Genomic DNA, 12,327 nt, shown 5'->3' on the forward strand with positions numbered 1-12,327 from the left:
TGAATCCGATGTCGAGATTGTAAAAAAGGCGGTCACATCATCCGGCAACATTGTCTTATTTGTGCATGGTATTATTGGTGACACAGAATCGATGGTTAAATGCGTACGAACACAGACGGCCACCAAAAGCCTGCTTGATAAAGCAGACCTCATTCTGAGTTTCGATTATGAAAATCTTCATACAACCATTGAGCAAAATGCAGCGCTTCTGAAAGACCGCCTGGAAGCGGTTGGTCTTGGTGCTAATCATTCAAAAAACCTGGTCATCGTGGCTCATTCAATGGGCGGGTTGGTCAGCAGGTGGTTTATCGAAAAGCTGAAAGGGAATATAGTGGTGAGTAAACTGGTGATGCTGGGTACACCAAATAACGGTACTCCATGGGCAGATGTTCGTGATATGGCGGAAACGTTGTTGACCTATGCATTGAACGGGGCTGCGTTTTTGAAGCCCTGGATGTTTGTGATAAATCTCGCCGGGAAAGTTGTTGGGGGCGCCCAGGTAACACTCAAGCAAATGGATAAAGATACAGGCATATATAAAGTGCTGAATGATGGAACCGATCCACAAATACCATATGTAATCATCGCCGGCAATACAAAGGAAATCATTCCCAATTATGACAAAACAGCTTCAGCTATACAACGACTTTTTACCCGGCTTCGGAAAAGGGGCCTTTATGATTCCCTGGACCTGTTGCTGTTTAAGCAAGACAACGATGTTGCTGTCACCGATCAAAGTATCGTGGAATGCGGCAATGTGACCGGCTGGAAACATAAGCCCGAACTGGTCTATGTGCCTTCTGACCACATGAATTACTTTAATAACAAAATAGCGCTGGAGAAAATAATAACTGGCTAAATGTAGTGGCTGCAGCCGGTACTGTTGACGGCATCGAGATTTACATTTTTTACAGGGTGTGAAACTTAGAATAGTGCCAGCTGGTTACCTGAAATTCGCCTGGTTCAGTATCTGTTGCATTTTGTCCTTTAATTTCAGCGAAGCGTGGGGATTGTCAATAACGGCATCGGCTATGCGAACAAGGTCCCTGTCATCAAGATCTTCAGGATCCTTTTCTTCCTGGTCAAGTATATTCTGTAGGATAGGATCGGTTATTACAAGTTGCATCAGTTCGGTTTCAAGCATTTCATCCTCATTGTAGTTTTCAACTTCTATGGCACGCAACCCAAACACTACTTTCAATAAAGGAAATGAAACCTTGTCCTCCTTTTCCTTATCCAGTGCCCCGGGAGCCGCTACGGGTATCTTCAAAGCATCTGCAGCCTGCAGAATTCCCTGGCCGAAATAACGATGATAGTCGCGGCTGATTCCCGACATTGTTTTCTTTGCTGATTTGAATAGGGCAGACCGGATCGCTTCTACTCTCATCCATCCTTCGGGCAAAGCCATGAGCGCCTCGAAATACTTAATATGATACAGGGCTGCGGCTGCAGCGATCTGTGGAGTTGCCGAAGAGGTGCCGTCACCCCTCACACTGACTACATCGTTATAATTATAATTGGCCCATGGCACATTTGGTGTGAACGCAGCAATAGCAGTATCCATGAGTGCTTTTGGCCCATAGTTTCCTTCCATGATCCTGAAGCTGCTGCCGGCATTGATCTTTGCATAAGGAGTAAAATCGAAAGTTACCCCACAGGCAGCGACAACGCGGTTAAACCTTGCGGGGAAGATCATGGTCCTGGCCGGCAGCTTATTGAAGTTATTGCCCGCAGCCGAAACGATAAAGATCCCTTTCTCATAAGCAAGGTTCACCAGGTCCGCCCAGGCTCCTGAAGCTACTCCGCCCATGCTCATCGTAACGATATGTACTCTTTTTCCCGGATCAGGATATAATTCGTTAACAATATAATCGAGGGCTTTCACAAAGGCGCCTGATTTAAGGAGCACAACCGAGGCGGCTATACGAATGGGAACAATTTCCACCTGATCGTATAAACCAAGATAGTCTTCAAAATCGCAGGCAGGCATGGAGACTTTTGGTCCCGCCAGGATACTTAATGTACCGGTACCATGTCCCGGCATTTTCAGCGTGCCTGAAGTTCGCGGGTCTTCGGCATCGTTCCACTTAGCTTTTTCATCATCTACAAAATTCCGTTGGAGGTCCTTGCGGATAAGTGAAAGGGGAGTTGACACATGTCCCGGGCTATAACCTGTATCAAGATGAGCAATTCTCACAATATGACGTACTGATAGCGCTGCAACTTCAGACCTTGCCTTACGTAACTGCGAAAACTCATCATCCAGGTGCCAGACCCCTGGCCTCTCAGGATGTGGCCAGTAATCAATGAATTCATTAGGATTAACCGGGGCAGGGGATCCACGATCGTCCGTTTCTTCTCCATACGCAAAAAAGGGAGCGCTTGAATTGACTTCTGGTTCAGCGAATTTGATATCAGGGCTTACAGATGTAAGATCGTGTGCATCGTCCCATAGATTAGCCCCGGAAGGCAACTTTTCTACAATTAGAATCGGTTCTTTCCCATCAACTTTTATTGGGGCTCCGGAAGAGGCCTCCACACTCCTGGCATCACTGTCTGCACGGATAAGAAGTTTATTTAGATGAGTTGGCATGACGGGCGGGTTTGAGAAATGTATAGAAAGTTTCAAGGGGCTGGCGGAGAATGCTAAGCTATGTTAAGTGCAAGGAATCTGCAATACTACTTAATGGTATCATCCTGTCAGCCCTTGCTAAGAGCCATAACCAATGATAATGCTTTATTGCAGAGACTAGTGCCTGCCTGACAAAACTATTCCTTACCATGCAAGTTCGATAAAGCTATTCCTTACCATGCCTGCCTGACAAAATTATTCCTTACCTGCAAGTTCGATAAAGCTATTCCTTACTATGCCGGCCTGACATAGCCATTCCTTACCATGCGAGTTCGATAAAGCTATTCCTTAACCAGGCAGGCATTTCTCAAAGCTTCCATTGCCGCAAAGCCTCTTTGTCGTGCATGTGCTATGTTATTGGACGGTATCGTATCAGGGTCGCTGAAGTTTTCTAAAACCCGTTCTATGCTTTCTTCCCGTAGCAGGTGCAGCATGGGGTATATGGACCGGTTGGTGAAATTTGCCGGGTCGTCAGGAGCCGCATCGGAGAATCGATATTCCGGGTGAAAGCTGGCCACCTGGTAAGTCCCTTCATAGTCTTCCGCTTCAATTAATTGTTCCGCAAGGTCGACCAGTTCGAGATAATCCTCAAAATTGTGGTAGCCACCGGTGAGTATAAGAACGGTGGTTTCTATTTTTTGATTTTCATCCAGCCGCTTGCATTCGTTAAGAAAAGACTGCAGCACCTGTTCCGGTTTGGTGGAAGGTTCCACCTGGTAATGGATCGTATCCAGCTTCAATTCGCGGCCGGCGAAAGGGCAAAAGTTGCAGCCAACCACAACATTTGCAATCCAATTCCTGGTTTCGACTATTGCTTTGCCCTCTGAATTCATGAAGCGAAGTTATTGATGCGTTTTCAATATCTGATCAATCGGCAGTCATCGCATCTGGTCATCGAATCTGGTCGATCTCCATTCATCGTATTTGGTCAATCGCCACTCATCGAATCTGGTCAATCGCCATTCAACGTATTTGATCATTCGCCACTAATCGTACCTGGTCATTCGCCACTGATCGTACCTTGTCATTCCCCGCTAATCAGGTTGCGGGGTTCCTTCTCGTCTGTATAAGTGATCATCAGGGAATGTTTGACGGTTTTAAATATTTTCTCAGAGAGGGAGGTCCTTGGATTACCGGACTTTTCCTGTGAGATAGAATAGCCCGCAAACAATGCCGGTGAACTATCTTCAAAAGATGAATTCACTATGCCAAGTTGCTTCCATGAGCCGGGATTGGTTTCAAGAAACAAACTTATGTCGTCAAAATAATAGGTTCCGGTTGCGGTAACTGCAGTAAAAAACCAAACCGCGGAAGTCTTCTCCGGAAGCTGGCCCACTATCGTGAAAATCGTCCATTCCTGCTCGGTTCTTTTCTCAATATTTACAAACTTGCTGCTGATAAGATTGTCGTTCCGGTCCGTAGCTGCGCCGAAAAACCGAACACCTGTGAGTGTGTCCATTCCATCTGAACGGATAGCCATTTCATACCGGAAATTTTTACCTGCAGATTCTTTGATTTCGACTTTCTTGGCAAACTGGAAATTCTCCCGGATTGCCGTCCATGACGGCTGTGCCTTGATTTGTGTAAATGCAACGAGGAATAAAAAGATAGATACTATCCTTTTCATAAGGGTGCGGATTTAGGGTAATATAAAACGTATTTGGTTTAAAAATGTTGTGGAGTAAGGGCAAGGTGGTGACAGCCAATACTTTACCCCTCAGGAATACTGCGGGAGATCAGGCAATAGAGTATTAAATGAAAATTATGAGCTAGTCCAGGTGTCCTGGATGACCAGGTGAGAGCTGAGGGCCAGCGCAACACTGAGCAATTGACTATGCATGAGTCAGCGCAACAGTTAGCCATTGACCATGGAAGAGTCAGCGCAACACTTAGCAAATAACTATCTTTAAATTTGCGCAAGGAATAACAAAGATGACCGTGTAATAGCCCGGGATCATTTCAGCAACTGGTAGGCAATAAAACTCATAACATAGGCCAATGCGGTCATGTAAGCCAGTTGGATCATCGGCCATTTCCAGCTTCTTGTTTCCCGTTTAACGATCGCAAGGGTGCTCATGCACTGCATGGCAAAAACATAGAAGATCATCAGCGAAACACCGGAAGCGAGCGTGTAAACTTTAGTACCGTCCGCTTTTTTAGCCTGCTGCATTTTGTCACGTAGCAACAAACTGTTTTCATCCGCGTCCTCACCCACGCTGTACAAAGTGGCCATGGTACCCACAAACACTTCCCTTGCCGCAAATGAAGTGATGAGTGCGATACCTATCTTCCAGTCATAACCCAGTGGACGGATAACCGGCTCAATCGCGCTGCCCATGATACCGGCGTATGAGTTTTGAAGCAGGGCAGTGCTTTTTTCCCGGTTTAATTGGTCTGCCTGGCCAGGATTGGTCCGGATCTGTGCGTCGTATTGGTCGGACACACGTTGCATTCTTTCTTTAGGTCCATAGGTGCTGAGGACCCACAAAATCAGGCTGATAACCATGATCACTTTTCCGGCTTCAAATACGAAGATCTTAGCTTTACTGAACATAGTGATCAGTACATTTTTCCATCTCGGTGCGCGGTAAACCGGCAACTCAAGAATGAAATAACTTTTTTCTTTGATCTTAATAAACCATTTCGCTACATAGGAGACTACCAATGACATCACCAGTCCAAGCAAATAAAGCCCCATCATCACAAGTCCCTGCAGCCCAAATATCCCCAACACCGTTTTCTTTGGAATTACAAGGGCTATCAGGATGGTATAAACCGGCAGGCGGGCGCTGCAACTCATCAACGGGGTGATAAGTATGGTTAACAGCCGTTCTTTTTTATTCTCAATGTTACGTGCGCCCATAATAGCAGGCACCGCACAGGCAAAGCTGCTGATCATCGGCATCACACTTTTACCGTTAAGGCCAACCTTTCGCATGAGCTTATCCGTTAGAAAGCTTATCCTGGCCATGTACCCGGTGTCCTCAAGTATTGTTATCAGGCCAAAGAGGATCATGATTTGCGGGATGAAGACAATTATCCCTCCAAGGCCCGCTAGCAGCCCGTTTACCAACAGGTCTGACCACCAGGCTTCGGGCAGCACACTTCCAACCCAGGATCCCATCTCACCAAATCCCCATTCAATAAAATTCATAGGGTATTCTGCCAGCCAGAACATACTCTGGAAAAGAAGAAATAAAACGGCCAGCAAAATCAGGTAACCCCAACGCCGGTGAAGCAGGATATTATCCAGCTTTTCCGTAAACATCGTCTTCTGCAAAGGATTCGGTTCAGATACGGACTGTTTGAGGATTGCACCGATACGTTGGTAGCGTTGCAGGATTTCCTCAGCCTGGATACGGGTGTGATTGAACCCATATTTCTTTTCTATCCCTTCAATTTTTTCCTGGACGTCACTATGAAGCACAAACGACTCATGGTTGATGAGATAATGAATCGCCTTATAATTACTCATCCCGGGAATGAGTGCCTTTACATCGCGGATCGCGTCTTTGGCCAGCGCCTCATTATTGACAAAGTCGAAAACCGGGGCTTTGTAGAGATTGTTGGCAGTCTGTTCAATAGCTTTTTTCAACTGGGCTATTCCGCGGTTTTTTCTCGGGTTGATGGAAATCACCGGTACGCCGAGTTCCCGTTCAAGCTCAGGGAGGTCAATCTGTATACCCTTGGTTTTGGCGATATCCAGCATCGTCAGGGCGATCACCACGGGAATTTTCAGATCGATAATCTGGGAAACAAATAAAAGATTTCTTTTAAGGTTGCTGGCATCGGCAACGAGCACAACCATTTCGGGCTTGACCTGCAGGTCCTGCTGCATCAGCACCCGGTAAGCAACCCATTCATCTTCCCGCCTTGGGTACAGGCTATAGGTGCCGGGCAGGTCCACCACCACGCCGGTGATACCTGGTGAAATTACAGTATCACCCATCTTTTTGTCTACCGTAACGCCGGGGAAGTTGCCTACTTTCTGATTCAGACCAGTCAGTGCATTAAAAAGAGAGCTTTTTCCACTATTTGGGTTTCCAACAAGGCCTATGTTTATTCTACGAGATGTCACAAGTTTGCAAAATTAGTGATTACACCGGGCCGCCGGTTACGATTTGAGTAAAAAGATATTAATACGGCGTTAAAGGGAGAGAGCAAAAACGGCTTGTCGTTACTATCTTTGCTGCCATTTTTAAAAGCTACTTCTATGTTCAGCAAAAGGCAAAGAGTTAAAGACCTCCTGGTTAGCGATGATACCGGCAGACAGGTGATTGTAATGGGATGGGTTCGGACATTTCGGAATAATCAGTTTATTGCCCTGAATGACGGCAGTACAAACAGCAACCTGCAGGTAGTGGCTGAGTTGGGTAAATTTGATGAAACCCTGCTCCGTCGCATAACCACCGGGGCTTCGCTCAAGGTAACGGGAGAGCTGGTTGCCTCATTGGGAAAGGGCCAGAAGGTAGAAGTGAAAGCGGAAACCATTGAAGTGCTTGGGGACTGCGATGGAGAAAAGTATCCCCTCCAGCTGAAGAACCGGCCCAGCCTGGAATACCTTCGTGAGATTGCGCATCTGCGGTTTCGCACCAATACGTTTGGTGCCGTCTTCCGCGTCAGGCACAAGCTCGCGTTTGCTGTTCACAAGTTTTTCAACGATAAAAATTTTGTTTATCTCCATACACCCATCATCACTGCCAGTGATGCCGAAGGTGCCGGTGAAATGTTTCGGGTAACCACGCTTCCGCTCGATAATCCCCCGAAATCACCAGATGGTTCTATTGATTTTAAGGAAGATTTTTTCGGTCGCGCCACCAATCTGACCGTGAGCGGACAACTTGAAGGTGAACTGGGTGCTATGGCCTTCAGTGATATCTATACATTCGGCCCGACTTTCCGCGCTGAGAATTCGAATACTGCCCGGCATCTTGCAGAATTCTGGATGATCGAGCCTGAAATGGCTTTTTATGACCTGGAAGACAACATGGACCTTGCCGAGGAATTTATTAAATACATCATTAACTATGCGATAGAGCATAGCAAAGAGGACCTGGAGTTCCTGGCTCAGCGACTTGCTGAGGAGGAAAAACAAAAACCCCAAGCGGAAAGGTCAGAGCTGGGACTGATGGAAAAACTTCAGTTTGTGGTGAATAATGATTTTGAAAGGCTCACCTACACGGATGCACTCACTATCCTGAAAGAAAGTAATCATAATAAAAAGAAGAAGTTTCAGTACCCGATAGAAGACTGGGGCATGGATCTTCAGAGTGAACACGAGCGTTATCTTGTTGAAAAACATTTCAAGAAACCGGTGATATTAATCAACTATCCAAAGCAGATCAAATCATTCTACATGCGCCAGAACGAGGACGGCAAAACCGTCGCTGCGATGGACATCCTGGCTCCGGGAATCGGTGAAATTGTTGGTGGTTCTCAAAGGGAAGAGCGTCTTGACAAACTCGTTCAGAGAATGGAAGAACTTAAAATACCTGTTGAAGAATTGTCATGGTACCTCGATACCCGTCGTTTTGGGGCAGTACCGCATGCCGGTTTTGGCCTGGGCTTTGAAAGGATAGTCCAGTTTGTGACCGGGATGACAAATATCAGGGATGTAATTCCTTTCCCGAGAACACCGAAGAATGCGGAATTTTAAAAAACGGCTGAAAGAAGTTATGAGTTATGAGTTATGAATTATGAGTGAGTTAATAAGTTACGAGTGATGAGTGGGAAAACTCAGCATTTATTTTATTAAGTTGAGGTATAACTCATAACTCCTGCCACTCATCAACTCACTCATAATTCATAACTCATCACTCATAACTATATTAAAGAATAGCTTTAATTTTATATAAACTTTTACCTATGTCTATTCCGGTTGTAAACCTTGCAGATTTTTTATCAGGAGATCCTGAACTGAAACAGGCTTTCGTTAATAAACTTGGAAAGGCATATGAAGATGTTGGTTTTGTGGCAGTAAAAAATCACGGCATACCTGATGCGCTGATAGCCGATCTGTATAAATATGTACAGGAGTTTTTTTCCATGCCGGGAGAAAAAAAGAAGCAGTATGAAGTTCCGGGTCTCGCCGGACAGCGGGGTTATACTTCATTCGGAAAAGAGCATGCAAAAGGTAGCGATGCGCCGGACCTGAAAGAGTTTTTTCAATTCGGCCAGGTAGTTGAAGATAATGATCCGATAAAATCCGAATACCCGGATAATGTACAGGTAAAAGAAGTAGAGTCATTTAACGATACTTTTATAAAAGCATACAAGGCATTTGAAAAATCGGGTAAGGCTTTGTTGCAGGCGATAGCATTATATCTTGGTCTCGACGAGCATTACTTTGATGAACACATACACAATGGTAACTCCATCCTGAGGGCCATACACTATCCCCCGATAACCAGCGAACCCAAGTCAGCTATAAGAGCAGAACAACATGAAGACATCAATCTGATTACCTTATTAGTTGGCGCTTCTGCCGACGGCCTTCAAATCCTGACCAAACAAAATGAGTGGATAGGAGTAACATCTCTACCCGAGCAGATTGTAGTAAATGTCGGGGATATGCTTCAGCGACTCACTAATAATAAGTTAAAATCTACGACCCACCGGGTTGTAAATCCACCGCGTGAAATGTGGCACACTTCCAGGTTTTCAATACCTTTTTTCCTTCATCCAAAAAGTGCTATGAGTCTCGCCTGCCTAACGGGCTGTGTTGATAGTAATCATCCGAAAGCCTATCCGGACGCCACTGCCGGCGAATATCTTGATGAAAGACTTCGTGAGATTGGATTAAAAAAATGATGGGTTATAAACCATGTTTTCATTTTCGTGTAGTGGTCCCCGGGAGTCCGGATTGAGTTAACCGGTTGGTGGACTCATCTCCTGAAACGGCCGTTTCATCCCCCTATATTCTCAATAGGCCGGCATCCTCTTGTATTTGACGGAATTGCTTTGTATTCTTGTATAAGCAACCCTAAAGCTACATACCATGAAAACAACTACCCGCCACCCCTTCCTGATTCTCTTATTCTCCGTACTGTTTACTAACATAACCGCACAGGCAATTTTGGTATATAATCAAAACCCTGCATTTGCGAACAGCCGTGACCGCTATCTATCTATGGCTGACTCCATGAATACCTGGCATTCCACGACTTTCCAGGAAACATACAAAGCTATAGACTACATGGCAGACCTGCGAGAAGCGCGTGAGCGTCGCCGTGAGTTTCACAGGCAAATGCATCTGGAAAGAGTGAGAAACAGGTTTGGGCGTTATCATTATTATTATCCAGCTAACAGCAATGGATACTATAACAACTATGACTACTACAATAAATATGGATACAATTCGTCTTATTACAGACTGCCTTATCCGGGAAATGGTGTCTGGTCCGTGCTACCGCTTATTCCGGGCACAGGCTGGCTGTGGTAATTAGCAGCTGACCCTGGTAATTATTCCGGGTATTGAAATGATACTCATAGAAAAAAGAATTGTAATAAGATTTATAACCCCCAGATCAAATAACCCTTTAAGATGAAAAAAGTTATCCTGGCTATGGCCATAATTACGACCGCATCGGTTGTTGCTACTTCCTGCTCCCATAAGGTTACCCGTATAGAACCAACCGAACAGATAGATCTCAGTGGCCGATGGAACAATACTGATTCCCGTTTTGTAGCTGAAGAAATGATTGGAACAATTCTGAATGACAAATGGGTCTCTAATCATAAGCAATCGCAGAATGGCGAGAAGCCTGTTATAATTGTTGGATTTGTAAGTAATAAAAGTCATGAACATATCGAGGCTGAAACATTTGTAAAAGATGTTGAACAGTCATTTATAAAATCCGGTAAACTGCGATTGGTACAGGGTGGTAAGAAAAGGGAAGAGCTGCGTGCCGAAAAAGCAGATCAGCAAAGCAATGCATCAGTTTCCAGCATGAAAAAATTCGGACTTGAACAAGGCGCCGACTATATTCTCCAGGGATCCATCAATTCGATTGTTGATTCAGAAAAAAGAAAGAAGGTCGTGTATTACCAGGTCAATCTTGAGCTGACAAACATTCAATCCAATGAGGTGGTATGGATAGGTGACAAAAAGATTGCGAAATACATCAAGAATTAATTAAGCTTATTCAATTTTTCCATTCTGATAAGTTCCTCATCCCGGCTACACGACGGGATACATGACGATCTGTGTCTTGATTGCTTTAGTAATTTACTATGAATATGCTGCACAAATATTTTTCCCGGTTGGCGTTAATGACTGCAGCAGCGACTGCTGTGGTCATTATGCTGGGATCCTGTGCTACCTACAATCACCGGATAGGAAATTATTATGCGGAAATGGTGAATGGCGACTACCAGGCAGCTTCTGTTAGCCTTGAAAAAAACAAGTTACTCAAAGCGAAACGTAACCGGTTGTTGTTTCTGCTTGAAAAAGGTAAGCTGGCGCATATGATGAAAATGTATGACAGCAGCAATTACTATTTCAACGAAGCTGACCTTTATATGGAGGATGCGCATACAACCGCTGGCGACATTGCCCTGGGCACCTTACTTAACCCGATGATGCAATCATACAAGGGGGAAGCCTTTGAAAAGTTCATGATCCATTATTACAAAACGCTTAACTATCTTTCTTTGAATCAGTCTTCAGAAGCACTGGTTGAAGCGCGGAGAATATCTTTAAAAAATTATGCACTGCAGGACAAGACGAATAACAATAACAACAGGTATTCTGACGACGCGTTTTCTCTTATCCTGCAAGGAATGATTTATGAGCGTAATGGTGATGTCAACAATGCTTTTATTTCGTACCGTAATGCGGCCGACATTTATTTGAAGAATAACAATGCCTGGTATGGTGTTGATATGCCGGCTCAGTTAAAAACCGACTTGCTTCGTACGGCATACCTTAATGGTTTTACGGCTGAGCTTGAACGTTATGAGGTGCTGCTTGGCCAGGAATATGTTCCGGCAGAACAGGGGTCAGGCGGTGAGGTCATTGTTTTCTGGGAGAACGGACTTGCGCCCGTAAAAAAAGAGATGAATTTCATTTTTACGCTGAAGAAAGATGAATTCGGAACATTTGTGTTTGTGGATGAGACGGGATCATTTATCATTCCTTTTGTATTCGGCAACGGGGTTAAAGAAGAGGATTTAAAACTTGAAGAACTGCGGTCTCTGCGGGTTGCGTTTCCACGTTACGAAGAACAACCGGTGTTCTATTCAGGTGCTTCCATCAACGTTAATAACCGCCAGTATGAACTTGAAAAAGCAGAAAACATTAATGCGCTTGCCTTTGCAACGCTGAAAGAGCGGTTTATAAAAGAAATGTCCCTTGCGCTTAGCCGCCTTGCCGTAAAAAAACTTGCTGAGGTAGCAGCGCGCCCCAAAGAAGACGCTAAAAACAAAAAAGAGAAAGAGGCACTCGCCTTTGCTATCCAGGCGTTTGCAATGGCCTCTGAAAAAGCAGACACCCGCAACTGGCAGTCTTTACCACACACAATTTATTATTCCCGGGTTCCATTGGCCCCCGGTGCAAATCTTCTTAAGTTTAATACATCGGTTCCCGGTAAGCCCGGCGAAGCTATGGATCTGGCCGTAGAGGGCAATGGTTCTCTCCAATTCCGGAATCTTACGAGTTTAAGATAGCAGGCTTTGATTCCTTATAACTAATAACT

The 12,327-nt window shown here is 44.9% G+C and carries 10 protein-coding genes; 6 read left to right on the forward strand and 4 right to left on the reverse strand.

From position 1 onward, the window contains the following. A partial coding sequence (locus tag ACX0G7_RS14725) for a lipase family alpha/beta hydrolase (RefSeq protein ID WP_458924256.1) occupies positions 1-859 on the forward strand: 859 nt, incomplete at its 5' end. A gap of 84 nt (positions 860-943) precedes the next feature. On the opposite strand, the gene ACX0G7_RS14730 is transcribed toward ACX0G7_RS14725, so the two are convergent. The 4 genes from ACX0G7_RS14730 to feoB form a co-directional block, all read right to left on the reverse strand. Continuing rightward, a complete protein-coding gene (locus tag ACX0G7_RS14730) occupies positions 944-2,593 on the reverse strand; it encodes a S8/S53 family peptidase (protein WP_458924257.1) in 1,650 nt (549 codons plus the stop codon). A 320-nt stretch (positions 2,594-2,913) separates the two neighbouring features. Beyond that, positions 2,914-3,465, reverse strand: coding sequence for a DUF1415 domain-containing protein (locus ACX0G7_RS14735; RefSeq protein WP_458924258.1), 552 nt, complete (start codon positions 3,463-3,465; stop codon positions 2,914-2,916). Between the two features lie 191 nt (positions 3,466-3,656). After that, on the reverse strand, positions 3,657-4,259 hold the full coding sequence (locus ACX0G7_RS14740; protein ID WP_458924259.1) for a hypothetical protein: 603 nt from the start codon (positions 4,257-4,259) through the stop codon (positions 3,657-3,659). 327 nt (positions 4,260-4,586) lie between these two features. Then, entirely contained in the window at positions 4,587-6,710 is a 2,124-nt protein-coding gene (gene feoB, locus ACX0G7_RS14745) for a ferrous iron transport protein B (RefSeq protein ID WP_458924260.1), read from the reverse strand. A 135-nt stretch (positions 6,711-6,845) separates the two neighbouring features. Between feoB and asnS the strand changes: the two genes are divergently transcribed. The 5 genes from asnS (at position 6,846) to ACX0G7_RS14770 (ending at position 12,298) form a co-directional block, all read left to right on the forward strand. Then, the gene (gene asnS / locus ACX0G7_RS14750; RefSeq protein WP_458924261.1) at positions 6,846-8,288 is read left to right on the forward strand and encodes an asparagine--tRNA ligase; all 1,443 of its coding nucleotides are present in this window, start codon (positions 6,846-6,848) and stop codon (positions 8,286-8,288) included. A gap of 209 nt (positions 8,289-8,497) precedes the next feature. Next, the gene (locus tag ACX0G7_RS14755; protein ID WP_458924262.1) at positions 8,498-9,442 is read left to right on the forward strand and encodes an isopenicillin N synthase family dioxygenase; all 945 of its coding nucleotides are present in this window, start codon (positions 8,498-8,500) and stop codon (positions 9,440-9,442) included. Between the two features lie 187 nt (positions 9,443-9,629). After that, positions 9,630-10,073, forward strand: a complete 444-nt coding sequence (locus ACX0G7_RS14760) for a hypothetical protein (protein ID WP_458924263.1) — start codon at positions 9,630-9,632, stop codon at positions 10,071-10,073. Between the two features lie 102 nt (positions 10,074-10,175). After that, complete coding sequence (locus tag ACX0G7_RS14765) at positions 10,176-10,766, forward strand: penicillin-binding protein activator LpoB (RefSeq protein WP_458924264.1); 591 nt, start codon at positions 10,176-10,178, stop codon at positions 10,764-10,766. Between the two features lie 98 nt (positions 10,767-10,864). After that, positions 10,865-12,298 carry a COG3014 family protein gene (locus tag ACX0G7_RS14770; protein ID WP_458924265.1) on the forward strand — a complete coding sequence of 478 codons (1,434 nt, stop codon included), beginning with the start codon at positions 10,865-10,867 and terminating at the stop codon, positions 12,296-12,298. The last annotated feature ends 29 nt before the right edge of the window (positions 12,299-12,327 follow it).

It is taken from the genome of Flavitalea antarctica, from assembly GCF_054461535.1.